At 29.5% G+C, this 25,120-nt stretch carries 23 protein-coding genes and 7 pseudogenes; 15 read left to right on the top strand and 15 right to left on the bottom strand.

Annotated elements, in window-relative coordinates; translation table 11 throughout:
• Nucleotides 1-8: 8 nt before the first annotated feature.
• Nucleotides 9-809: a hypothetical protein gene (locus tag DK405_RS14835; RefSeq protein WP_231967680.1), complete on the bottom strand. Its 801-nt coding sequence runs from the start codon at nucleotides 807-809 to the stop codon at nucleotides 9-11.
• A 175-nt stretch (nucleotides 810-984) separates the two neighbouring features.
• Between DK405_RS14835 and DK405_RS12380 the strand changes: the two are divergent.
• The 4 genes and pseudogenes from DK405_RS12380 to DK405_RS12370 form a co-directional block, all read left to right on the top strand.
• Nucleotides 985-1,154, top strand: a pseudogene (locus DK405_RS12380) (transposase); the annotation flags it as partial.
• 49 nt (nucleotides 1,155-1,203) lie between these two features.
• On the top strand, nucleotides 1,204-1,515 hold the full coding sequence (locus DK405_RS14830; RefSeq protein ID WP_045913000.1) for an IS630 transposase-related protein: 312 nt from the start codon (nucleotides 1,204-1,206) through the stop codon (nucleotides 1,513-1,515).
• Between the two features lie 18 nt (nucleotides 1,516-1,533).
• Nucleotides 1,534-2,070 (top strand): annotated as a pseudogene (locus DK405_RS15960) (IS630 family transposase).
• 5 nt (nucleotides 2,071-2,075) lie between these two features.
• Nucleotides 2,076-2,321: pseudogene (locus DK405_RS12370) on the top strand (transposase); the annotation flags it as partial.
• A 14-nt stretch (nucleotides 2,322-2,335) separates the two neighbouring features.
• Here DK405_RS12370 and DK405_RS12935 read toward each other — a convergent pair.
• From DK405_RS12935 to DK405_RS12930, 5 genes are all read right to left on the bottom strand, one after another.
• Entirely contained in the window at nucleotides 2,336-2,494 is a 159-nt protein-coding gene (locus tag DK405_RS12935) for a hypothetical protein (RefSeq protein ID WP_162563020.1), read from the bottom strand.
• A 439-nt stretch (nucleotides 2,495-2,933) separates the two neighbouring features.
• Entirely contained in the window at nucleotides 2,934-3,104 is a 171-nt protein-coding gene (locus tag DK405_RS14815; protein WP_231967892.1) for a hypothetical protein, read from the bottom strand.
• Between the two features lie 2 nt (nucleotides 3,105-3,106).
• Nucleotides 3,107-3,334, bottom strand: coding sequence for a DUF4102 domain-containing protein (locus DK405_RS14810; protein WP_045912222.1), 228 nt, complete (start codon nucleotides 3,332-3,334; stop codon nucleotides 3,107-3,109).
• Between the two features lie 455 nt (nucleotides 3,335-3,789).
• Nucleotides 3,790-3,978 carry an ankyrin repeat domain-containing protein gene (locus tag DK405_RS15955; RefSeq protein ID WP_045912221.1) on the bottom strand — a complete coding sequence of 63 codons (189 nt, stop codon included), beginning with the start codon at nucleotides 3,976-3,978 and terminating at the stop codon, nucleotides 3,790-3,792.
• Nucleotides 3,979-3,982: 4 nt separating this feature from the next.
• Nucleotides 3,983-4,141, bottom strand: a complete 159-nt coding sequence (locus tag DK405_RS12930) for a hypothetical protein (RefSeq protein ID WP_162563019.1) — start codon at nucleotides 4,139-4,141, stop codon at nucleotides 3,983-3,985.
• 605 nt (nucleotides 4,142-4,746) lie between these two features.
• Here DK405_RS12930 and DK405_RS12350 point away from each other — a divergent pair.
• Both DK405_RS12350 and DK405_RS12340 read left to right on the top strand, forming a co-directional pair.
• Nucleotides 4,747-6,126 (top strand): hypothetical protein, encoded by a 1,380-nt coding sequence (locus DK405_RS12350; protein WP_045912220.1) that lies wholly within the window; start codon nucleotides 4,747-4,749, stop codon nucleotides 6,124-6,126.
• 188 nt (nucleotides 6,127-6,314) lie between these two features.
• Nucleotides 6,315-7,319 (top strand): hypothetical protein, encoded by a 1,005-nt coding sequence (locus DK405_RS12340; protein WP_045912218.1) that lies wholly within the window; start codon nucleotides 6,315-6,317, stop codon nucleotides 7,317-7,319.
• A gap of 279 nt (nucleotides 7,320-7,598) precedes the next feature.
• Here the strand turns inward: DK405_RS12340 and DK405_RS15950 are convergent, their stop codons facing one another.
• The 7 genes from DK405_RS15950 to mnmE form a co-directional block, all read right to left on the bottom strand.
• Nucleotides 7,599-7,892, bottom strand: coding sequence for a transposase (locus DK405_RS15950; RefSeq protein WP_050731371.1), 294 nt, complete (start codon nucleotides 7,890-7,892; stop codon nucleotides 7,599-7,601).
• A gap of 795 nt (nucleotides 7,893-8,687) precedes the next feature.
• The gene (locus DK405_RS12330; protein WP_045912217.1) at nucleotides 8,688-9,629 is read right to left on the bottom strand and encodes an RluA family pseudouridine synthase; all 942 of its coding nucleotides are present in this window, start codon (nucleotides 9,627-9,629) and stop codon (nucleotides 8,688-8,690) included.
• On the bottom strand, nucleotides 9,613-10,485 hold the full coding sequence (locus DK405_RS12325) for a DNA polymerase III subunit delta' (RefSeq protein ID WP_045912216.1): 873 nt from the start codon (nucleotides 10,483-10,485) through the stop codon (nucleotides 9,613-9,615). Before DK405_RS12325 ends, DK405_RS12330 begins: the two co-directional genes overlap by 17 nt.
• Nucleotides 10,486-10,508: 23 nt before the next feature.
• Nucleotides 10,509-11,036, bottom strand: a complete 528-nt coding sequence (gene ppa, locus DK405_RS12320) for an inorganic diphosphatase (RefSeq protein WP_012462271.1) — start codon at nucleotides 11,034-11,036, stop codon at nucleotides 10,509-10,511.
• Between the two features lie 89 nt (nucleotides 11,037-11,125).
• Nucleotides 11,126-11,557, bottom strand: coding sequence for an RNA polymerase-binding protein DksA (dksA, locus tag DK405_RS12315; RefSeq protein ID WP_045912215.1), 432 nt, complete (start codon nucleotides 11,555-11,557; stop codon nucleotides 11,126-11,128).
• Between the two features lie 34 nt (nucleotides 11,558-11,591).
• Nucleotides 11,592-12,530, bottom strand: a complete 939-nt coding sequence (locus DK405_RS12310; protein WP_045912214.1) for a tyrosine recombinase XerC — start codon at nucleotides 12,528-12,530, stop codon at nucleotides 11,592-11,594.
• Between the two features lie 25 nt (nucleotides 12,531-12,555).
• Nucleotides 12,556-13,899 carry a tRNA uridine-5-carboxymethylaminomethyl(34) synthesis GTPase MnmE gene (mnmE, locus tag DK405_RS12305; RefSeq protein ID WP_045912213.1) on the bottom strand — a complete coding sequence of 448 codons (1,344 nt, stop codon included), beginning with the start codon at nucleotides 13,897-13,899 and terminating at the stop codon, nucleotides 12,556-12,558.
• Between the two features lie 81 nt (nucleotides 13,900-13,980).
• On the opposite strand from mnmE, the gene DK405_RS12300 reads away from it, so the two are divergent.
• From DK405_RS12300 to DK405_RS12290, 3 genes and pseudogenes are all read left to right on the top strand, one after another.
• Complete coding sequence (locus DK405_RS12300; protein WP_045912212.1) at nucleotides 13,981-18,906, top strand: NAD-glutamate dehydrogenase domain-containing protein; 4,926 nt, start codon at nucleotides 13,981-13,983, stop codon at nucleotides 18,904-18,906.
• Between the two features lie 573 nt (nucleotides 18,907-19,479).
• A pseudogene (locus DK405_RS12295) lies at nucleotides 19,480-19,942 on the top strand (transposase); the annotation flags it as partial.
• 396 nt (nucleotides 19,943-20,338) lie between these two features.
• Complete coding sequence (locus tag DK405_RS12290; protein WP_064613311.1) at nucleotides 20,339-20,779, top strand: Arm DNA-binding domain-containing protein; 441 nt, start codon at nucleotides 20,339-20,341, stop codon at nucleotides 20,777-20,779.
• On the opposite strand, the pseudogene DK405_RS12285 reads toward DK405_RS12290, so the two are convergent.
• Nucleotides 20,739-21,561 (bottom strand): annotated as a pseudogene (locus DK405_RS12285) (IS5 family transposase). The gene DK405_RS12290 and the pseudogene DK405_RS12285 sit on opposite strands and share 41 nt — an antisense overlap.
• A 148-nt stretch (nucleotides 21,562-21,709) precedes the next feature.
• On the opposite strand from DK405_RS12285, the gene DK405_RS15260 reads away from it, so the two are divergent.
• The 5 genes and pseudogenes from DK405_RS15260 (at nucleotide 21,710) to DK405_RS12265 (ending at nucleotide 23,050) form a co-directional block, all read left to right on the top strand.
• The gene (locus tag DK405_RS15260; protein WP_269459351.1) at nucleotides 21,710-21,838 is read left to right on the top strand and encodes a hypothetical protein; all 129 of its coding nucleotides are present in this window, start codon (nucleotides 21,710-21,712) and stop codon (nucleotides 21,836-21,838) included.
• Complete coding sequence (locus DK405_RS14805; RefSeq protein WP_331828140.1) at nucleotides 21,817-22,050, top strand: site-specific integrase; 234 nt, start codon at nucleotides 21,817-21,819, stop codon at nucleotides 22,048-22,050. Before DK405_RS15260 ends, DK405_RS14805 begins: the two co-directional genes overlap by 22 nt.
• Nucleotides 22,051-22,263: 213 nt before the next feature.
• The gene (locus tag DK405_RS12275; protein WP_410522046.1) at nucleotides 22,264-22,521 is read left to right on the top strand and encodes a hypothetical protein; all 258 of its coding nucleotides are present in this window, start codon (nucleotides 22,264-22,266) and stop codon (nucleotides 22,519-22,521) included.
• Nucleotides 22,521-22,811, top strand: a pseudogene (locus tag DK405_RS12270) (TraE/TraK family type IV conjugative transfer system protein); the annotation flags it as partial. The gene DK405_RS12275 and the pseudogene DK405_RS12270, both read left to right, overlap by 1 nt.
• Nucleotides 22,812-22,867: 56 nt before the next feature.
• Nucleotides 22,868-23,050 (top strand): conjugal transfer protein TraB, encoded by a 183-nt coding sequence (locus DK405_RS12265; protein ID WP_080946507.1) that lies wholly within the window; start codon nucleotides 22,868-22,870, stop codon nucleotides 23,048-23,050.
• 20 nt (nucleotides 23,051-23,070) lie between these two features.
• Here the strand turns inward: DK405_RS12265 and DK405_RS12260 are convergent.
• Nucleotides 23,071-23,166 (bottom strand): annotated as a pseudogene (locus tag DK405_RS12260) (IS5/IS1182 family transposase); the annotation flags it as partial.
• A gap of 238 nt (nucleotides 23,167-23,404) precedes the next feature.
• Here DK405_RS12260 and DK405_RS12250 point away from each other — a divergent pair.
• Nucleotides 23,405-25,120, top strand: coding sequence for a DnaA N-terminal domain-containing protein (locus DK405_RS12250; RefSeq protein WP_064613320.1), 1,716 nt, complete (start codon nucleotides 23,405-23,407; stop codon nucleotides 25,118-25,120).

Here is a 25,120-nt window from a genome sequence, read left to right as displayed (position 1 = left end):
AGTATATGTTAAAAACCTTTATCAGACTTGTGTTGCAGTGCAACTGCATCTTCTGGTGTTAGTGGGTAAAACTCTTTTAGCCTGTACTTTTTGAACCATTCTTTTTTACCATTCGAAGACTTGAGAATCTTTGTTATTAGTGATTTAATGTCTTGATTACAATTTTTAGTTGAAGTTCGTATATCATTTTCAAAATCATCAACATTTTGAAAATTTTGTTCTTCATTTTCATTTTTTTTATTCTCTACTAACTCACCTTCAGTAGATCTAGATATTTTAGATTTTTTTATATATCTATATATGTCCCTGAAAAAAGTTTCAGGTTGACCTGAAATTTCTTTCATGTTGGGACGAAATTTTTTTTCTGGTAAGGCTATATTTTCTTCTTTCCCTTTTTCACTATAGTGCTGAAAATTTTTCAGAATTTTTATGCAAGGGACATTACGTAACTTCACATTGTCTTTAATGATTGTCCTATTTTCAATTTCAATAAAACCTGCATCTCTTAATTCTACTAAGCATTGCCTAACTCTTCTTTGACCAACATTCAGCTTATCTTCATAAAGCTGATAACTTTCCTGTAATTCATCTATATCTTTGTTGTAATAGATATGTAGTCTAAATACTATGAATGATAAAAGCTGTTTAGATGTTTTACTTAATGCTTTTCCATTATCTCCAGTTAGCTTTCTCCATTCTGGTGGAATGATATTTCCAATAAAGTTATAAAATATTGTGTCATTATTGTTACTATTTTTTTTAATAATATTACAACTATTAGTTAAAAAATCGAATACTACAGGTCGCATTTTTCATCTCCAAAAATACAGCTATAGTAGGTGTTTTAGAAAATAATTTTTTTACAAATTACCATCAAATTTTTGTTCAAAAGGTTGACAAAAATCATTATGCCAAACCTATATAAATCTTCATACTGATACTATCTGCCTTAGAAGACTAATTTTTCCTATAGAACATCTTTAAATCAATAATAAAGGCGAAATAATGTCAGTTAAAATTACTAAAGGCAATAAAAGCGACCTTATCTGTAGCTTCAGTTTTCTAAAGGCTTATCTGGTAAATTGTTTGGTGATAAAGCTTACATATCTAAAGAGTTATTTCATCAACTGCTGACCAATGGTCTACATTTATTTATAGTCATTTACAATGAAGGAAGTTTGAGTATAGTATTCTGAAAAGAAAATGCCAAAATCATATAGCCAAGACTTTCGGCAGGAAGTAATAAAATGTGTTAATCAAGGAAAAAGTTGTAATGATGCCTCAGTAAAATTTGATATAGCAGCAAACACAGTAAGAAATTGGTATAAAAGATATAAATCAGAAGGTCATTATAAAGAAAGAGATCGTCTTGGTAAAAAAGAAAAAATATATAAGATAGAATTTGAAAAATACATTTCGCTAAATCAAAATCTAACTCTGGCACAAACAGGAAAACATTTTGGAATTTTAATAAGAGTAGCGAGTTATTACATGAAAAAATTCGGCTATAGTTAAAAAAAAACGTTTACCTACATGGAAGCAAAACCAGAAATAAGAGAAAAATATCAACAAGTAATAGGTTCTATACCTAAGGAAAACTTGGCATACATAGATGAAAGTGGCATTGAAATTGAAATGTCTATATGCAATGATAGATGGTGGAGCAAAAAAGGAACTCATGTAAGCAGCAAAAAGAGTGGTAAATATTACGATCGCACAAATATTATAGCTGGTTATGTTAATAATAAATCAATCGCACCTATGATATTTAATGGTGCATGTAATACAAGATTATTTGAAGCTTGAGTGCAGCAGGTATTAATTAATGAGTTAAAGCCTGCTCAGTTTGTAGTAATAGATAATGCTGCGTTTCATAAGTCTAAAAAAACTAAAGAGTTAATAGAATCTGTTGGTTGTAAAGTTATTTTTCTTCCACCTTATTCTCCAGATTTAAATCCGATAGAAAAGTTTTCGGCTAATATGAAGCGGTGGATTAGACATCAAATTACTCAATTTGCTAAATCTTATGATTCTATTATCTCTTTTTTCTATGCTCAAACTTCATTGTAAATGACTATACTAATCTTCGTAAAGATATGAAAACATATTTATTGGACATACAAGATAATCGGTTATTAAATAAACGTTCTTTAATTGAGTCTGTCTTTAATGTACTAAAAAAACATATGCTTTTAGAGCATACTAGACACCCTTCTCCTCTTAATTTTTTTGTTCATATAATTGATTCTCTTGCTAGTTATTCTATCTCTAAACTTAATCCCCATCTTATCTCTTCTTCTTCTCCTGACTCCTTATCCTAAATTAATTGACGTTGTTAATTAAGATCATGTATTGTTACATCTGGTATCCCAGCTTTTTTTGCGGATTCTATCACATTGCCTATGTAGATCACGAAATGTTCGCTATTATTGCTGTTATTTGGAAATACCCACTCACTATTCGATTTTTGCTTCCTTGCATTCAGTATTAACATTACAAAATCTGTAAGTACTACATTTTATGGTTTCCTATTTTTAGCATCAGATATATACCATATTTGCTCAATAAATCTTATATCCTTCCAACACATTTTAAACACATTGTTTTTACGAATTGCTGTTAATAACGTTATCAATATAAAGTCTCTTATTAATTTTTTTTCCTCTGCTAGTACTGCTATAAATCTCTCAATTTCTTGCTTGATTATATTTGTCTCTTAATTGTACTTTATGCCTTTCTATTCCGATAACTGGATTTTTGTCTATTAATCCCCACTTTATAAACTTATTAAATATAGGTTAGCAGCTTTAGAAAATTGTTTGCTGATCTATAATACTTCTTTTCTGTTATGTAATTAAAAACTTCCCGAATATCTTCTCATAGAATATTAGCAATATTTTTTTGCGAAAAAGATTTCGTATACTTTCTTATTCTTAATGCTGTCCCATGCCGCTTTTTTTATTATTGATCTTACTATGCTCATTAATATATCTTTCATAAGCTTTTTCAAATGTGATTTGTTTATCTATTTTTTGTTTTAGTTCTCTACTTTCCTTACGTCTTTCTTCCACTGGGTTTATTCCTTTAGCAATCTCACCTTTCAATTCTAGCGCTTTTTTCTAGCATATGCAATCGATAAATCTGGAAAACCTCCTGTTTTGATCCTTACTGATACATTTTTTATCTTTTTTTCTAGATAAAATGTCATACTTCCTCCATATGATACAATTAAAATTAATCCTCTTTTCTTTAGATCTTTCAGTATATATCTTCCTTCCTTTGGAATTACCATTTTATTTAGTACTGCTTTAGTAAATAACAATATAATAGACATGTATAATCACCCTCATTATATGAATAACTAAAAATGATAACTTATAAATAGTCAATAATTCGTTAAATTTCCAATTTGTAGTATGATTTTTTTTAACATTCAAATGATTTTGTAATAATTGAGTAACATTTAATTTATTATAAAATTATTCTTCAATTCTTAGTCACGCAATTTTTAGTTAATTACATGCTTCATCTCTGAATTAAAAATCAACGCTCAACTTTTAAATTTAAATGCTTCTTATTTTCAGCTCTGTTTTTCAGTTATTAATGAAATATTGACAAATAATATAAACACAAATACAGTTAAACTTACAACTCAACTAATAGATAAATGTAAACTTAATGGCACTTTGTATATAGCTTATAGGTTAAGAAAAATTAACTTTTTTTATTTCCTTATTTACTTTAGTAATATAATTATCATTAATATTTTTCCAGATTGCAATAAATATTTTACTGCTTTATAGTTATTTTCCTTAGTGCAATATGCAGAATAGTTTGCCCTAGGCTATTTTGCTCGTTTATAGAGTTCTTAGCCTTTTTAATTATATACTTGAGTATACGTAAGTTATTACTAAAATAATGTATAGGTAAATTACCAAATGCATCTACTATATCTATTTTTGCTCCACTTTTAACCAAAAATTTAAACTAGGTGGAAATCGTCTTTAATAATTGCATAAAATAGCAAGTAAGTTGCAAGCTCAGTAGAAACTGTTTGTATTTTATCTAAATCTTTCTTCTTAACACCAGTAGCATATAGCTTTTTGTACTCTTGTGCTTGCTGTCTTGAAGTTTTATCCATTATATTCTCTTGCTTCCAGTTACAACAGTATGTGAATTTTTATGTAAAAAATTCAAACTAACTTTTACATAAATACTGTTTTCTTAAAATCTTGCAACTAAAATTTAATATTTTTAATCAAAACTTGATAGAAAAAATAGACTGTATATACCCTGGTTCGATAATCGTGCAGGTAAACGCAAGAGCGTTTTTCTTTCAAAAGGTAAGGTATGGTTGAGTGAAGATGCTCTATAGTTTAGTTATTCCAGTTTCCATTACCTGCTACATCCAACGTAGCACATGGATTTCTTGTATTATGCTTTCCTGATAACTTTATATCATTGCTTATAGCCTATCGAAAGTTATTGTTTTCAAAGATCTGTAATATCAAATGGAAAATTTTTACTAGAGATATAATATTTAGCTCTACTTAAAGTTGACGATATTGCTTGTATCCTATATATTAGCATAAAATTTTTCATTAAGTATACAATATAACAATTAGAATTAATCGAAAAGAATAAAACAATTTGCTGTTAATCTAATTTTAATATTTATAACTACAGTTTTTAATGATTTGTCCTTATTTTAGAAAGTTTTAAATAAACTTACAAAAGATTAACAACTTGAGACCTAAAAAACATAAAACACCAGCCAATAAGTATAATTTAGAAGAATATCTTAATCAAAATGCTGAGGTAAAAAACATTCTGGAAGAAGTTCCAGCAGTTAAGAAATATATTGGAAATATTCTTAAAACTTATAGTTATTGTAAGAAAGATTTGGATTTGCTATTTGCTAAGACAGGTGATTGCTATACAAGCATAGGCCATGTTAAAATGCTGATACAACATGGTAATATTCAAGCAGCTAGTATTTCTAGTCTCTTACCTTGCCGCAATACAAGAGCTAAAACATTAGTAGCTCTATTACCTAAATTAACAGATTTTAGAATACTATTACTAAAGGAATATGGAATCGCTTTTTCTAGCATTGTCAGTATTGTAAGAGGTGTACATTCTAATAACATTCCAACTGCTATGGAAGAAGTATTAAATACAATACTTGTACTACAAGCAAATGGTGCTTATACATTATCACCTCAGTTAACAAAAGTATTAGAATACTATAAGTGTTCATTTACTAATATTGCTAACATCTTACGTGAGGTTAAATCTAATATTGGTGCAGTTTTATCAGAATTATTACAGATATTAGAAAGTTCCAAAATAAGTAACCTATACAAGAAGCTAGATATTAATTTTTCTAGTTTTAGTAGTATCTTAAACGGAGCTGGGTCTACTTGTATACAAGCCCTAGAAAAGCTATTACAGATATTAGATCACTCTAAAATACAAGAATTAAAGAACCAGGGAATTTCTTTTTCTAATATTAGTAGTATCTTAAACGGAGCTGGGTCTACTTGTATACAAGCCCTAGAAAAGCTATTACAGATATTAGATCACTCTAAAATACAAGAATTAAAGAACCAGGGAATTTCTTTTTCTAATATTAGTAGTATCTTAAGCAAAGCTGGAGCTGCTGCTCCACAAGCTTTAGAACAGATATTACAGATATTAGATCACTCTAAAATACAAGAATTAAAGAACCAGGGAATTCATTTTGCTAATATTAGTAATATCTTAAGTGGAACTGGAGCTGCTGGCCCACAAGCTTTAGAAAAGCTATTACAGATATTAGATTACTCTAAAATACAAGAATTAAAGAACCAGGGAATTCATTTTGCTAATATTAGTAGTATCTTAAGCAAAGCTAGAGCTGCTGCTCCACAAGCTTTAGAAAAGCTATTACAGATATTAGATCAGTCTAAAATACAAGAATTAAAGAACCAGGGAATTCATTTTGCTAATATTAGTAATATCTTAAGTGGAGCTGGAGCTGCTGGCCCACAAGCTTTAGAACAGATATTACAAATGTTAGACAACCCTATACTGCTAAAATTAGAGATCAGGGGAATTTTTTTTCTAATATTAGTAGTGTCTTAGGAAGAGCTGGAGCTGCTGGCCCACAAGCTTTAGGACAGCTATTACAGACATTAGATGATTCTATAATACAAGAATTAGAGCGCAAGGGAATTCCTTTTTCTAATCTTAGTAATATCTTAAATGGAGCAGGATCTAATGGTGCGAAAGCTTTAAAAGAGTTATTAAGGTTGTTAAATAGTACAGCATTTATGTTACTACAGAAATATGACATCGAATTTTCTAATTTTTGTACTATTTTAAGTGGATCTGGAGCTAAGGCCAAAGAAGTCACTCAAAAAGTATTAGGGATATTATCAGACGAACAACTAGATGCTTCAGGTAAGAAACAATTTTTTAAAAATATTTCAAAATTTGCACGAAGTGGAATTAATGCTCCTTTCATCTTCAAAAAATTTTTGTCATCATCATTATCATTAGATGAAACCGTACAACAAACAGAAGAAGATACTCATTATACTGATTGGCAGTTTGAACAACAAGATGATAATATACAAGCATTTCCAAGTACTTCGACTGCAGCGTTAGGTGCTACTGATATTGAGATGCAAGAATCTGCTGCTGTATCTTCATTAGATTTAGAAGAAAATTTTCAGTTAGCTATGGATTTTATAATGAAAGATCTCGAATCTTCTTCTAGCGCTGCAACAGTTATGAGTTCTGATATTAACATGACACAAGAAGAATATATTGATAATATTATTCCACCTTTGGAGCAAGAAAGTAGTAATATATTACTAGATTCTGATTATTATAACGCTTATGAGGAAGGTCTACAATCTGGACTAACATGTAATCATGCAAATATCTATGCTGCTATTGTTACTAGGTATATTGCCAATGGCGCATCAGAACATTCTGCAAAAAACTTTGCTAAAATCTATGTTGAAGGTTTTAGTTCGTCTATTAAAAATCATCATAAAGGAGACTGTTATGCTCAAAACTACGCTGAAGCTTATGCAGATTGTATCATCAGTGGTAAACCCAAATGTTATGCTCAAAACTATGCTGAAATTTTTGCTGAAACTGTAGCAAGTGGAAAAGATGTTAATTATGCTCGAAACTATGCTGAAGCTAATACTGATTTTATGTTTCTTGAAGAAGAAGAGGCAACTTCAGGACATATTTTTGAGCAAATGAGTGCTAACGTTGATTATACTGGAGGTAGTATTTTTAATGATGATGTTGAAGAATAGATTAGAACTGCAACCAAATACATAATTTTTAATCTTAAATAGTTCTGATTGTATTATGCTATGAGTATATTATTACATATAAAATCCAGAGTTCGATATAATTGAGATATCGTAGGTAATGCAAAGAAAGAGAAAGATAATTTAAATTTGAAAAAGAAACAAAAATTTTATTAAGTTTAAAAACATAAGCAAGCAATCCAGAGAGAACATTAGTGTAAAAATACATACCAGAATCTCTGGCAAGTATGATCAATATGAAAAAGATGTTTTAATTGACCATTATATAGTTTCTATAATATACCTTTTGTTAAGAAGTGAAAATTTTATAGGATGAATTACTTTTTCTTTCATGTTGGATCTAATTTTTGTGATTAGCTTTAAACCTTGGTTAGTAAGTGATACAACAAGTTTTTTGCTAATAAATCCATGATCAGCAAATAGCCATCCTTTAAGTTTGCATACTAAATATTCTACTACTATTCTATCATTAACATTGTCTGAAGTTAGAGTGAAAAAACTCACAATATCTCCATGATGATTAATAAATATATGCAGCTTACATTTAAAAACCATCCTGTAGAACTCTTGCCAATTCATGTTTTATTTTAAAATGCTTTATACCTATAAATCCTCTGATTATTGGATACAGGAAGCTTTGTCGAATCAATATAATATTTTCATGTTTCTTTCCCTGACAATGATTGTAATAAAATATAGTCAAATCAGTATATAACATAACTGCTTTATAGAGGTTTAGCTATATAAGATGTGATGGTACTAACCATATTCACAATTTATGTTTATTGCATGAAAACTCTACTACCGATAAGCACATAGCAAGCACATCAACTTATTGCAGCTGTTTATAAATTGATTGATCTGTATGAGGAATAATTCGTTTATAGTCAATTACAATGAAGTTTGCGTATAAAATATCATGTTGGTAAATCTTATGACGCTATTACCGCTTTTTCTATGCTCAAACTTCATTGTAAATGACTATATATATTTTAAAGCTAATGTTCTTGCTTAATTTCTTCATTATGTTTTAAACATAATGAAATTTCTGTTTCTTTTTCTCAAGTTTAAACTATCTTTCACTTTCTTTACCTTACCTCTAATCTCCTAATTATATCCACCAACTTATTTTCCAGATTTGAATCTAATTCAGCATTTTTGACTTAAAAGCAAAAAAAGAAATATGTAGTATCTTACTTATTTAATGATTTTTTTGATGCTGTCTGTTATACTTTACAATGTGTAACTACCTTTCAGAATTAAGCTATATCTTGAATCCATTGGCTTAATTGTGTGCAATATAGTTCTAACTATTGGTATACAAATGTGACGAGTACATCTTATCAGTCCTTACTGGTTATGATCAAAAAATGTTGATATTACCTGCTGAAACTGATACGGTAAAGGAGCATAGTATATTCTTTGATCACCAAACAGGTGCTTTGGAATACAGATTTTAGCAGCATGCAGTTTCAATGAATAGTTATAATAAGTATTGCTAATATTATATTTTTTATCTCCAATAATTGGATGACAAATTTTAGCAGCATGTACTCTTAGTTGATGAGTACGACCTGTAACTGGAATAAATGATACTAATGATAATTGTGAATTCATTGAGACTGCTTTAACTTGATATTTAGTAATACTAACTTTACCACCATTTTGAGTTTCTACCATTCTATCACCAGTTTTGGTAATATTAGTTATTATTTCACCTGATAATTGACTAGGAACTCCTTGTAAAATAGCAGTATACTCTTTTTTAATTGAATGATGCAAAAATGCTTGAGAAAGTTTAATTGCAGTTTTATGATTTTTGGCAATAATAAGTAACCCGCTAGTCTCTCTGTCTAGCCTATGTACTAATTTAAAATCATAATAAAAAGATTTATTGAGATATTTTATCGCATCATCAAGTGAAAGTGAAATTTTGCTACCACCTTGAGTTGGTAATAATGCAGGTTTATTTATTATGATATAATCTGAAGTCTCAGCTATTTTATAATCGTTGACAATTTTATGAGCTAGCGTTTTTACTCCAACATTATCTTTTACTTTCTTTTTAAGCTTTATATGTTTTTGATTGCTACAAGTTGTTAAATAATCAGCTATAGTAAGTACATCATTATCTTTAACTTGTAACTTTGCTTTAGATTTTGCGTCATTAACTTTTATATGCCCCTTTCTTATTCCACGCTCTATTACACCTTGTGTAAGGTGCGAATATTTTCTTTTTAAGAATTTATCAAGCCTCGTTGTAACTAAGGAGTCATTAATTATTATTTTCATGAAAATTCAATTGGTTTTGCATTAGTGATAATATTAATAACGTAGCATTACCAACATCTAAGTCAACATTATTAGTGTTGTATAGAATATTACTTACCTTGTCATATTTTTGAACTAGCTCCTCAGTTGAATTAGTATTGCTGATTTTTTCAATAACTCTCATTTCAGCAATGGCGCAATCATTATTGCTATGATCTTTAGCTTCCTTAAAGCCAACTTTATATCTGATAGATTTTACGATTAATATCATGCAAGCTTGACCAAATTTATACCATTCTTGTGAATTGAGTTGTATAGATTTTATTTTTTGAATAAATTCTAATTGAATTTTTGTAGTTTTGGTATTAAGCATATTAATTAGATTTTGGTATTCAACTTCAGAATATGCTGCTAATGCAGTATTATTACAATGATCAAATTTTTGAGTAAGTAAATGGCAACGAGATTTAATTGTAGAAAGTATGCTTGCAAATTTAGTAGTAATTAAGAAAATGTAGCGATTAATAGGTGGATCTTCAAGTATTTTAAGACAACAATTAGCAGAATTAATATTCATATATTCTGATTCGTATATAATTGCAATTTTTATAGCTGATTTTATCGGTGTTTTATTCAGAAAAAATAGCATATCACGTATTTGATCAACAGTAATAAATTTATCATTGCTATTACCATTCATAGACCTACGTTTAACTAAAATCATATCTTGATGAAAAACAGCATCATCATGGTGATTGAGTATTTTATTGCAAAATTTCAGTAAAATACTCAAAGCTTTATCAGAGTTATCAGTATTAATTATCCAGGCATTGGCAAAAATGTTATTTTGCCAACTTTTTATGAGAGTATTTAGCATAAATACACAAAATCAAATCGCATTTAGCTTAAGTTAGTTTTAATTGACTGATTAATAATAGCTTTTGCTGTTGACTGATTAAAAAAATCTTCTACTTTGACCCATTTATTTTTATCTAAGTCTTTGTAGTGTTCAAAAAAATGAAGAATACACTGCTTAAGATCAGTATCTAAATCAGTAATGTCATGAATACCATCATAGCTACTATCAACCTTGCTATGGGGTACTGCTAAAATTTTTTCATCCTGGCCAGATTCGTCTATCATAGTTAATCCTCCAACTGGTCTAACATTAATTATTGACCCAGAAAGTAATGGATACTTTGAAATAACTAGCACATCTAATGGGTCATTATCTCCTGCTAAAGTATGCGGTATAAATCCATAATTGCAAGGATATGACATTGCTACTTGTAAAAATCTATCTACCATTATTGCTCCAGAGTTTTTATCGATTTCATATTTTATGTACTGCTGATTCATTGGTATTTCAATTATAGCATTAACATCATTAGGTACGTCATTTCCAATTTTAATTTTTTCAATAAACACTGCAAATCTCCAATTTATTAATTATTTTTTTCATCTATAGCTAGTTGGTATGATTCCATTATATTATTAAATTAAATAAACTTTTTAAGTTAGTCTGCATCATAATCATCATTATGCTGTTTTTCATATTTTTCATGGCGTTCCTGTGATTCAATACATAATGTTGCTATTGGGCGAGCTTCAAGTCTTTTTAATCCTATTTTTTCTCCGCTTTCTTCACAATAACCATATTGTTTTAATTCAATTTTCTTTAATGCAGTTTCAATTTTATCAATTAACTTTTTGTACCTACTTCTTGTTTTAAGTTCAATAGCAGTATCTGCTTCTCTAGAAGCTTGATAGTTTAAATCAGGCTCTTTAAGATGACCATCTTTTAAATGATCAATAGTATCTAAAGATTCTTGAATTAATTCTTCTTTCCATTTCTCAAGCTTTTGCTTAAAGTATTCAAGCTGGTTTGGACTCATATACTCTTCTTCTTCAGAAGGTTTATATCCTTTAGGTAATATTATTTTACTCATAATGCACTATATTATTTTTTAATTAACCACTTAATTAAGTTTTATTATTTTGTTCTCTAACTAATGGGTGTGATTTATTATACACTGAAGTTAAAAAATCAGAATTAATTTTTGTATATATTTGTGTTGATGATAAACTTTGATGACCTAATAATTCCTGTATAGAGCGTAAATCAGCACCGTTATTAAGCAAGTGACTAGCAAAACAATGCCGAAAAGTATGAGCTGTTAATGATTCTGGTAAGTTTAATTGACGCCGTAATTTAATTAAATGTCGACCAAAAACTGCTGGCTGCAGTTTTTTCCCTCTTTTTCCAACAAATAATGGAGAGTTATCTGTTAGTGAATATGGTACAAGATTTACGTAATCTGATACTAGTTGCTTAGTAATATCAAGCCATGGGATTAGCCTTATTTTATTGCCTTTACCTTTAATTATCAATGATTCTGATTTTAAACTAGCTTTAGTTACAGATAAGGCTTCAGAAATACGTAATCCTTGACCATATAATAAAAACAGCAAAGCTTTATCTCTTGCCCCTATCCATTTATCATTTGCTATATTATTAATTTCAGTAGTACAAGCTACTGTATCCTCAATATCAAGAGCTTTAGGTAACCGTTTAGCTAATTTAGGGCTTCTAACTGCACTAATAATCTTATTAACTAAATTATGTTGCTTAAATAAATACTTGTAAAAATTTCTAACGCTAGATAATGCTCTACTATTTGAACTAGAATTATATTGAAGGTTATATCTCTGGCTTAACCAACTTCTCATTAATCTTATATCAACTGAACAAAGATGACTAATCTTTAACTCACTTAAATTACAATAATCAACTATAAAATTAAGAAACTGCTGTAAGTCATTATTGTAAGAACTACATGTATTAATTGAATAATTTTTATAGTTTTTAAGATGGTTAAGCCACTCAGTTATAATTTTTTCAAGTTGAGAATTAAGTTGCATAATACAAATATTAATATAATTAAACTTATTTACCTATACAGAAGCTAGCAAAAATTTCTGCTAAAATATCATCTATTTTAATCTTTCCAGTAATATGCTCTAGATATCTAATTGCCATTCTTAAATCTTCAGCAGCAAGCACCAAATCATTTTCTAAATTTACTAACTGTAATAATTCTAATGCCTGATTTAAACTATTACGATATCTTTCTCTAGTAATTGCAGGAACATTTCCTGGATCTGCTATTTTTTCTGCATAGCTTACTATTTCTGCCATTAATTCATCTAATCCAACATGTTTTAGCAATGAGATTGCAACTATTGGCTTATCGCATGGTAACCTGCTACTGTCATACTTATAATTTACTAGGTCAATCTTATTAATTACTAAGATTGTATAAACATCATTCAACAAATGAGCAATAGTTTGATTAACGCTGTTCATATTTGTAGCATCAATCATTAAAATTCTGATATCAGAATTTTTAAATGCTAGCAATGACCTCTTAATACCTTCTTGTTCTATTGGATCATCACTTTCTCTAATACCAGCAGTATCACGCACTATTATTGGATATCCTCCAATATCAAGATGAGCTTCAATAACATCTCTAGTAGTTCCTGGAATATCTGAAACAATAGCTGCTTCCCTCATAGTTAAATAATTTAATAAGCTAGATTTTCCAGTGTTAGTTTCACCAGTAATTGCTAATACTATGCCATGTCTAAGAACCTCACCTTTACGAGCATCTCTTAAATGATTAGAAATTTCTTGAGTTAGATTATTAATAATTGATTTTGCTTCTCTTAATACTGACTGCGGTATTTCTTCATCTGGAAAATCAATATATCCTTCAACAAAACTTAGTATCTTTATTAACATTCCACGCCAGTGGCTATATAATTTCTCAAGCTCACCTCCCATTTGCCTGATTGCTTGCTTATGCTGCATTAGCGTTTCTGATTCAATCAAATCCACTAATCCTTCTGCCATAGTTAGATCCATTTTACCATTTAAAAAAGCGCGCTTTGCAAATTCGCCAGGTTCCGCCAATCTAACACCATCGCATTCCAGTATAGATCTAGTTAACATTTTTGCGACAGCAACACTACCATGCGTATGTATTTCTACTACATCTTCCCCTGTAAAACTGTGTTCACCTTGAAAATATACTATTAATGCCTTGTCAATGATTTGCGAAGTAGTATAACAGCGAATAGTACGATAGTAAACTTTTCTTGGTATTATATTAAATTTACCACATAATCTTTCAACAATCAATAATGACAAACTACCAGAAATCCTAAAAACAGTAACGCCTGCTTTGCCTTTAGCAGATGACTGTGCAAATATAGTTTTATTAGTCATTTTTAGATATTACTTTATTCTTGATGAAAGCTATAATATAACATAAACTATCTGCTATTTTAAAAATTATATTTTATACATATGAATAATCAAGATTTAGATTTAACGGATTCTCCAACCTTTAGCTGTGATAGTATAGAATTACAAACAGAAGTTGTTAACGCAATCAAAAGCGAAGCTAAATATTCTAACGATAAGTTATTAGTTAAATTTATTAAAAGTTTCTATTCATATATTCCAATTGACTATATAGAAAATTATAATGCTAACTTTTTTAAAGATACTGCATTAAGTGCATATGAGTTTTTTCTGAAAAAACCTATAAATAAAAATTATCTAGTTACAATTTCTCAATTCACTCAATCAAGCGAATTTCCTCCTTTTATTGAATTTAAAATTATCAATATAGATGCAGCTTTTATTATTGATTCAATTAAATCTTTGTTAGAGAGAATAGGTTTAGAGCCATTTTTCTTTATTCATCCTATAGTTATTGCTCAAAGAAGCAAAGATGGTAAATTAGTTGATGTTCATCCTGCTTTACACGCTAGAAAGTCTACTAATATTACAAATAGTAATATTGAATCTTTAATAGTATGTAAAATACACGGTACTTTTGATAAAAATTTTCTTGATAACATAAAAAATCAGCTTACTACAATTTTAGAGCAAATTAATAAAACTTCTGCAGACTGGCAACCGATCTTGCAGGAAATAGAAAAAATTATTATATCGCTATCTCGCTCTTCTGACCAGGAAGAAAAATCAATTATAGATTTTCTTCATTGGCTAAAAGCTGATAATTTTACTTTTCTAAGTTGTATTAATTACAATATAGCAAATAAAAAAAGTAAGCTTATTGCTGGCCATAAAGCATTTTTTCATGAACAAGATGTAGAAAATATTGTTTCTCTTGCTTGTAATCAGCATAACGATAAAAAGCGAATACTAATTGGCAAAATTAATAAGCCATCTACGGTTCATAAAAGCAGCTTTATTAATTATGTTCTTATAAAGCAAAAAGACCAGAGCGGAAATTTAAACTCAGCTATGATCTTCTTAGGTCTTTATAGTGCTTCAACTAGACAGCAATCTGTACAAAATATTCCTATATTGCTGGATAAGTTAAAAGATATACTTAGTTTTTCAAAGTTTAGTAGCAGTAGCTATAATGCCAAAAGATTTAATGCAATATTTGAATCTTTACCTAGAGAAATGCTATTTGAGGCTAGCTCAGAAAATCTTTATTGTGCATGCTTAAAAGTATTATCAGCAATGCATAATAATGCGTTAAGGCTTTGCCTTTTTCCAAATTGTCTTAATAATATTATTGATATTATAGTTTTTTTACCAAGTGCAAGGCTAACTCCTAACGTGCATGCAAATATTACTGGTCGCTTAATAAAAGCATTTAATACTAAAATTTTAAGTAGTGAATTAAATACAGTTCCACCAAATTTCTGTAGTATCTATATTAGCATGTCAGTAGATAATAATACACTTGCTAACTTGAATGTTAAAGAGCTTGAAAGTGATCTTGAAAATCTATCAGCGCAGTGGATAGATTCATTTAAGGCATCTTTAATTAAATCTTACGGATTATTTGAAGGATTAAAACTATTTAAAGATAATGCATGCATATTTCCTAAAAACTATATTCAAAATTTTAATTCAACTGAAGCAGTAAATGATTTAAAATATGTTATTCAAGCTCAAAAAAGTGGGAAAAAAGTCTTCAACTTTATAGTACATTCACAACATATTTATAGCTTAAAAATATATAATCCTGGTAGCAAACTTCCACTATCTCAAATTTTTCCTTTAATTGAAAATTTAAATTTTAACATCTTAGATGAGCAAACTTTTAAAATTTCAGCCGAGAATGGAAGACCGCTAATTTCACAATTAGCATTAGATTCCAATAAACAAGAGCCAATAGCAATAGGTAATAGTTTAAACGTTCAGCAGGATTTGAATGCTCTGTATTCAATGAATAACAATCAGTCTGATACATGGATATATAATTTCAATTTATCTCCTAAAATTGAATTAACTACTCTGAATTTAGAGGTAATGAAAAAGAATGTTGAAGCTATATTAGAAAAAATCACTACCGAAGTATTAGAATATGATGTTCTGTATAAACTAACTACATTAATTAACATTGGTGTTTACCAAGTTAGGCTTTTGCAAGCATTAGTACACTATCTTCAACAAATCAAATTTGCTTATAGTAAAGACTATGTTAAATCATTACTTATAAAACATTACCAATTTACTAATACGCTTTTAAAATTATTTGATTATAGGTTTAATCCTCATGCAGTTACTAAGCATGATATCAATAACATTGAGCAGGAATTGCTGAAGCATTTAAATCTAATTGGAAGCAGTGCAGAAGATAAGGTACTCAGAACAATGTTAGCTTTAGTTAAAGCTATTTCTAGAACTAATTATTATCATCTTACTAAAAATGGTAACCATAAAAATTATCTTTCTTTCAAAATCAAGTCACAATTAATACCAGATCTACCTTTACCAGTACCTTACGCTGAGATTTTTGTGTTCTCTAATGAATTTGAAGGTATTCATTTACGAGGAGGAAAAGTAGCAAGAGGAGGTATTAGATGGTCAGATCGTGGAGAAGATTATAGAACTGAAGTTCTTGGATTGATGAAAGCTCAGATGACAAAAAATACTATCATTGTTCCTGTTGGATCTAAAGGTGGTTTTTTTGTAAAAGTTTCGCCAGAAAGTACTGCCAACGCATCCTCTTATCAGAAATTAGCTGTAGAATGCTACAGAAATTTTCTTAGAGGATTATTAGATATTACAGATAACACAGTAACAGAGAAAATATTATCTCCAGAAAACACTGTAATTCAAAATGAAGACTATGATGATCCATATTTAGTAGTAGCAGCAGATAAAGGGACTGCTTCTTTTTCTGATCATGCTAATAAAATTTCTCAAGAATATGATTTTTGGTTAAGAGATGCTTTTGCATCAGGAGGTTCTGATGGCTATGATCATAAAAAAATGGGCATTACAGCTAAAGGAGCATGGATATCAGTACAACACCATTTTAAACATTTAGGTGTAGATGTACAAAAGGATACGATTACTGTTGTTGGTATTGGAGATATGTCTGGAGATGTTTTTGGTAATGGAATGCTTAGATCAGATACAATAAAACTAGTAGGAGCTTTTAATCACATGCATATTTTTGTTGATCCAAATCCAGATCCTAAGCAAAGTTATCAAGAACGGTTAAGATTATTTCAGCTTCCTCATTCGAAATGGTCTGATTATGATCCAAAAGTATTATCTAAAGGTGGTGGAGTATTTTCACGCTCTGCTAAAATCATTAAATTATCTTCAGAAGCTCAGCAGCTATTTAACCTTACCAAGAATGAAGTTAAACCAGAAGAGTTAATTAAAGCATTACTTAAAGCAAAAGTTGATTTGATCTGGAATGGAGGAATAGGAACTTACATTAAAGCATCAGATGAAAGTATGTTCGATATTGGAGATAAATCAAATGATGCATTACGCTGTAATGCAAAAGATATATCAGCGAAAGTAATAGCTGAAGGAGGAAATTTAGGAATATCGCAACGTGGCCGTATTGAGTATGCAAGGCAAGGCGGAAGAATTAATACTGACTTCATTGATAATTCAGCTGGAGTAGAATGTTCTGATCATGAAGTTAATATTAAGATAGCGTTAAATAACGCCATGGCTAAAAATAAGCTTACTTTAAAAGAAAGAAATAAAATCTTAGAGCAAATGTCTCCAATGGTTGAAAAATTAGTTTTAGTTGATAATCATAAACAGAATCAAGCAATTACTATTACTGAAAAGTCTAAACTATTTACTATGGAAATGTTTACAAATACGATTAAAACTCTTGAGCAAGCTGGATTACTAGATCGTACTGTCGAATTTTTACCATCAGATAATGAAATTGCTCAAAGATCACTTTCAAAAGAAAAAATGACAAGACCAGAGCTAGCAATTCTATTATCCTACAGTAAAATGCATACATATGCAGAATTAATCAAAACTGATTTGGCTAGTGAACCATTTTTAAGTAAGTATTTACTTAACTATTTTCCTGAGTTAATGCAAAAAAGATTTTATGATGAAATCTCCGCACATCCACTACGAAAAGAGATTATTTTAACTGTATTAAGTAACAAGGTCATTAATCAGATTAGCGGTCCAATTCTTAATATGATACAGAATGATACAAAAGCTACTCTTGATAATATAGTTAAAGCATATGTAATTACTAATGAAATTTTCTCTATAGATGAGTTATGGCAAAATATTGATGATCTTGGTACTCATATTAATAATGAAGTACAAGTTATAATTTTTAGCGAAATAAATAAACTAATTAGAAGGGGTATAAGTTGGTTTATACAAAATACTGCTGAATTAGATATTACTAAAACTATCAATATCTATAAAAAGCCTACTGTAGCATTAGCTAAGAAAATTTCTTCATTATCATCTAGTATTACAGCAAAAGCTAAGGATAAATTTGATTATTATATTTCTCATAATATTCCTCCTAAGCTCGCTACTCATTTATCTAATATTGATTATCTAATCTCTGTTTTAGATATTATTTTAGTCTCTGTAAATAGCAACTCGGATTATAATAAAGTTGCTAAAACCTACTTTGCTGTAGGAGAAGTTTTAAGCTTATATTGGTTAAGAAAATGTTGTGATCAGTTAATTAGCGATCATTATTGGAATAGACTAGCTATACGTTCTCTTAAAGAGGATTTATATAACAAACAACGTAGGTTACTGTCTTGTATAATTACAACAAAACAACAGTTAACATTTGATCGCTGGTGGCAAAAAAACAAGGCTAATGCTGTAGCTTATCTTGATCTTATAAATGAAATAGCGATGCATAAAACAACAGTAGACTTGCACATGATTGTTTTAGCTAATAAAAAATGTGAAACATTTTTAAATAAAGTTAGTTAGAATCTGTTGTCATAATGGCAGATAGTCGTAACTAAACGTATTAAATGTATACATTCAAAGAGTTTAAGATAACTAAGTTATTATAAGCTTTGCAGAGTTGAAAACTTTGGGCATAGTTATTAATCCTATATTTGCCAATCGTAAAAGTATTGGCTAAACAGCAAAATTTATCTAAATCACTTGCTATGTCTAACATTTTGGATGTCAAAATGACATATAATAGTCATTTACAATGAGGTTTGAGTATAGAAAAAAGCAACAATGGTGCGTGTATATAAGCTTGGGTACACAGCAAGCAGTATTAATTAAGGAGTTAAAGCATGCTCAGTTTGTAGTAATGGATAATGCAGAATTGTATAAATCCAAAAAACCAAAGAGTTAATAACGCTAGATTAGGATAAGTTGAGTGAAGAGAAATAAGAGGAGATGAGATTAGAATTAAATTTAGAGATAGAAGAACTTATAAACGCCAGATTAGGATAAGTGGAAATATGAAATGTAGAGAATAAAAGGTATACAAAGAGAGAATGTTGAGTTATACAAAAAATTTAAATAAACAAGGAATAACCCAACATAAAAAAATGTATTATAACAGTATACTATTTAATAGACAATTTTTACAAGGTATATCAAGAGTGGGAGAGAAAGAAATTAATATCAAGTAGTAATCAAAGGAACAGAGATGGAAAGTTGTTCTTAGCTGAGTTATTAACAGTAGTGATATATTTTTATTTGTCTTCATACAAGGATTGTAAAAATTATTATCTATATTACTTGAGTCATAAGTATAAAAGATACTTTTGTTTACCAAGCTATAGTAGGATAATACAACTGTGGCCTAGAATATTGCTACATTAGCTGTATTAATGCATCATTTGAAAGAAGAATAAACTGGTATATTTACATCGATTCTACAAAGTTAGCAATTTGTCATAATAAACGTACCCCTAGCAATAGAGTTTTTAACAAAATTTCTAAAATTAGTAAAAGTAGTTATGGCTTGTTCTTAGGCTTTGAGCTTCATCTTATAATCAATAAGATGTACTATAGGTAAAGGTGCAAAGACAGATCAAGTATAAGGAAGAAGAAAAGTTAATTTTTGTTAACTTCTACACTTTATAGAACCTACTATTAACTTATGTTAACTTTTTATTAATATTTATAATTAATCTTCAACTTTAACTATAAATATATTTGCAATATTTGTCAATATAACAAAAAAATTCAGGAAATTGGGGGCAGTTTTTAATCTAAATGTTAAGATGATGGCTGAAAAATGCATACCAATCCAAGGTTGATAAAGTAGTTTGGAAGTCAGGTATATTATGAATAAATTAGTATAAAAATTTGATTCAAATAAAGAGAATAATATAGATACCTTATTTAGGTAATTGTAATATGAATTAATATACAATTAATCTATGGTATAATTATGGAATCAATAACATTAACATTAAAGTTAACAGATAAGTTAATAAGAAAAATAAAAATTCCGACTGAAAGAACATCAACCATCAAGGATAAAATTGAACCAGTACTTAAACTAAGAATATCACCGACAGGAAGAAAAACATGGTCTCTTGAAAAAAAATTTAGAAAAGAGGGGATAAAAATGACGATAGGTGTATTTCCAAATTTATCTATTAAAGAAGCTAGAAAAATAGTAAGAGAATTAAAGAGATTAATGGCGAAAGGAATAGATCCAAGAGAAGTAACACGTCAACAACAGATGGAAGAAAATGAGAAACGTATAAAAGAAAGAGAAAGAAAAGCTAACGATATTACATTCAAAGAGCTGTGTTATAAGTATAATAGACCTCTTTCGAAACTGGTTAAGGTAGTTCAAAATTATAAATGCCAGAGATCAAATTAAATCTAAGAGAGAATCTTTTACGTCTATTTCGATATTTGTCAGCAATAATTTTGAAGCGTTTTAGCATACCAATAACGTTTTCATTCACAACTCTTGCTCCTGCTAACCTATGATTATTCTTTTTATCATTTTTAGTTAAAGGATTTTTCTTGCTTTTTTTCTTTGGTAATTCAGAATTATTGTGAATTTTTTGTATGCCTTGATATCCTGTATCAGTAATCACTTTTACCTTAGGATGGATAAGAATTTTGGATTTCTTAAATAATCTAAAGTCATGTTTTTTACCGTTAGAAAAATCTGTACATATTACTTGGCGCGTTTTCTTATCTACCACTATTTGAGTTTTTAGTGTATGCCTTTTCTTCTTTCCTGAATAATAGAATTTTTGTTTTTTTAGGTCTTTCTATAGGACTCTCAGTAGCATCAATCAAGACTACTTCATAATTCATATCACTCTTCATTAAAGCTTTACGGCCTGGAAGAGCAAAGTTTGGGTGTTTAACTAGGGTGTCTTCTACCCATTTTACAGCTTTATATGCTCAACTTTCACTAATCCCATAGTTCTGACCTATATGGAAATAAGTACAGTATTCTCTAAGGTATTCTAAGGCCATCAGCAACTGTTCCTCCAAATTGAGCTTATTTTTACGTCCACCTTTTGACTTCTTAAAACCATCAGCTTTCCTCAAAATATCCACCATCTTTGAAAATGTCCTCTTCCTTACTCCTGTTAATCGACGAAATTTTTCATCCTTTAACTCTTTAATCTGATCTAATTTCATTATTACTTCAAATTAGATTTTTATAACACCATTCTACATCATTCTCTAGTTTCGAAAGAAGTCTAATATAGATTTTGTAAGAAAAATATGGTATATACCAAAAACTAAGAACGGAAAGGCACAAAATATACCATTAACAGATGAGGCAATGGAAATATTGCAAGCAAGGAAATTAACATCTAAAAGTAAATGGGTGCTACAAAGCGATAGTAGCAAAAGCGGACACTTAGAAAGCCATGTGAAGCATGGAATAGGATTTGTAAAAAGGATGGCATAAAAAATTTCAGAATACACGATCTAAGAAGGATTCTTGGAAGTTGTATGGGGGATGCAGGCGCAAGTCAGAGGACAATTAGTATAGCATTGAATCATATGAATCCAAACTCAACAATACCTTATACTATAGCTTGTATGGAGTTACTAAGAGAGTATATGTCTAAGGTTACACAAATGATTAGTGGATATATGCAAAGTTATAAATATTTATAATACTATCTGACTGATATAAACGTTGTGGTAAGAATAGTGCGACTTCATGTCGCACATGCATGTATGTAAACTAATTATTGCGGGTAAAATCTGTGTTTGAAGATATTTAGCTAATTTAAACATTATAATAGCAGAATGAGAAATCTCATGCTACAATTGCGGCTGAAGGTGATTATGCAAAATCAAAAATTATGTTGAGCATTATCGAGACTATTGAAGTATATGGGTTTAAGCATTGACAAATGGGAAGTTGTACTGGCTGGTGTAGCTCCAGGAATTGTACTAGTAAACAGCAGGCATGCTAAATTAGGCCTAGCATTTATGCTTGGAGGAATTGCTCTATGTTATTGCTTTAAGAAATTTAAGAAGGTATCAGAGAATTTTTTGCTAAAAAGTTTTTTAGTAGCTAAAGGTTTATTGCCAGCTCCATTAGGATATTCAAGACTGTTGGGCAAAAAAGTTGGCAAATAATGAATCATCTCTTTAAGCAAAATGCTATACAAGAGCTGGTTAAATATAATAAATGCTTACTTTCAGTAACTATATTGCTAGCTGCAGCTAATATAATTGCGATAATGGCTACAATTACCAAAGAAGAAAAGTGGTTATTAATTCCAGCAATGGAGCCTGATCGTAAAATGACGGTTTCATCAAAAAATTACCATGAAACCTATTTAAAGGAATGAGCAATTTATGTGACGAAACTCTTATTTACTACTTCTCCAAATGAGGTGGAAAGGCAAATAGCTGACATGAAGCTGGAGCTAGCAATGCTTTTGATAAGCTAGCTGATTTTGCTATAAAACTAGCTGATTCTATGAGCCCAGTCGTTCTTATTGCGTCAGGTAGAGTCATAGATGTTGTATTTAAAAAAGGTTTTGACTTACGTGAGCACAAGAATAAGCCACATAATTCAACTTATTCACCATCAACTGGCAATGAAAAAGTTAATTTGCATAATAAATTCGATCAATCACAAAAGTTAGAGGAGCATTTATAATAGACTTCTTTCGAAACTGGTTAAGGTAGTTCAAAATTATAAATGTCAGAGATCAAATTAAATCTAAGACCGAATCTTTCACATCTATTTCGATATTTATCAGCAATAATTTTGAACTACCTTAACCAGTTTCGAAAGAGGTCTAATGAAGTTTTTATTATTACTATTGGGCTGTATGAGCCTAACCAGGTACATTTAAATGTTTAAGACTACTGTGCTGTTATAAGCCTTTCAGAGTGTTAAATTTTGAGTATAGCTACTAAATCGCTATATTTACGCGGTATAAAAACGTGGTTTTCGATAGCGAAAATTGCCTGAACCACCTGCTATATCTGACATTTTTGGAGGTTAGAAATGGCGCAAAATTTGCGTAATTTTGCAAGCAATAATTGCAAAATTGCTAATAATAACAGTAGCAATAATGCAACTGTCTTTTATCGTTTTATTGGAAATTTTGTTCCAGCAGAATGGAAAGATCTGATTGGAGATAATGCTAAAGCTTTAAGCAAAACATCTAAACAGCTTTTATCATTGATGGTATATAGACTACAAATCTATTACAACAAAGATATAGATGAATTACAGGAAAGTTATTACTTTTTTGAAAAGGAGTTAAACCTTCGTTACCGCAGAGTTAGGCAATGCTTGGTTGAATTAAGAAATGCAGGTTTTATTAAAGTTGAAAATAGAACAATAATTAAAGGCAATCTCAAGTTACGTAATGTTCTTTGTGTAAAACTTCTAAAAAATTTTCAGCGTTTCACTGAAAAAGAAAAAAAAGAAGAAAAAATTGTCCTTCTGCAACAAAAAAATTTTCACATCAATTTGCAAGAATTTGCAGGTGAACCTGCAAAAAATTGCAGCTACATATATAGATATAATAATAATAAAAAAAATAATAATAGATCTAGATCTACTGAAGATAAGTTAATAGAGAATGATCAAAATAAAAATGAAGATCAACAGCAAAATTTAAAGTTTAAATATACGGAATCTGATGATTTTATAGAAATTGAGTTAGTAGGAAATGAAAAAGAAGATCAACAGCAACAACAGAATTTGAATTTCCATGAGCTTAGTGATTTTAGTAATAAAAAGCCATCAAACAAGAATTATGAGCAAAATAGTGAGTTAGCAACTTCAGCTATTACTAAGGATTCAGAGGTTGAAAAGAATGAATGCTATCCCAAAAGAAAAAGACTAGCAGATTATTATCCACTAACGCAAGAAGATGCAGTTATACTGCAACGTATGTCTAGTAGAAGCTTCAACATATACTTCATAAATCAATTACTGTTGAAGTTATCAAATAAATATTTACTCCGTCATTTTGAAAATAAGACAGCAGTGCTAAACTATATGGCAAAAGCGTTAGCAAATGAATTACTAACTACTGATCAGGCTAATAGTGGAAATTTTAGATTTAATGATGTAGGAAGATTTAAAGAACAGTATCTAGCAAATATTGAATCTGGTACAGATCGTAGTATGAAGGCTCAGTTGAAGCGTAAAATAGCTGGAGTCTTTGAAGCAGATATGGCTTATCAAATTTTAACATCTTGTGATTTTGGGGAAGCGGTTAAAAACAAATATTACATCAGGTTGCTTAAGAATATTACACTATCAGATCATATTAAATTCAAGATACTACAGGAGGTACGAGCTGTGTATAGCAACGATATTGAGCAGTTACAAGTTATACCATTTGATGAATCAAAACAAGTTACCAATAGCACAACGGAGTATCAAAAAACAACAGTTTTACAGCAACAAATAAGTGATGAGAATTACCTTTCAGAACTTAGTAAAGAGCTAGGCTCCAACTCGACTTGGTACAAAGTACGAGAATCTTTAGTCACATGTTACGGTCAAGCTATCGATAAAGAATGGTTTAGCAAATTGGAAGTTATAAATGAAGATAGTGTTAACAAAAAAATATTCATCAAAGCAAAAACAGAATTTGAAGATAGTTACATCAGAGAGAACTATCTGAAAGATCTTGAGCCCGCTTTTAAAGCTCAAGGATTTTCTTTTGAGTTAGTTAAGTTTAGTAATTTTAATAAAATTTAA

This window comes from Orientia tsutsugamushi (genome assembly GCF_900327275.1).
In the GTDB taxonomy this organism is placed as follows: domain Bacteria; phylum Pseudomonadota; class Alphaproteobacteria; order Rickettsiales; family Rickettsiaceae; genus Orientia; species Orientia tsutsugamushi.
This window is presented reverse-complemented; position numbering and strand designations above follow the sequence as displayed.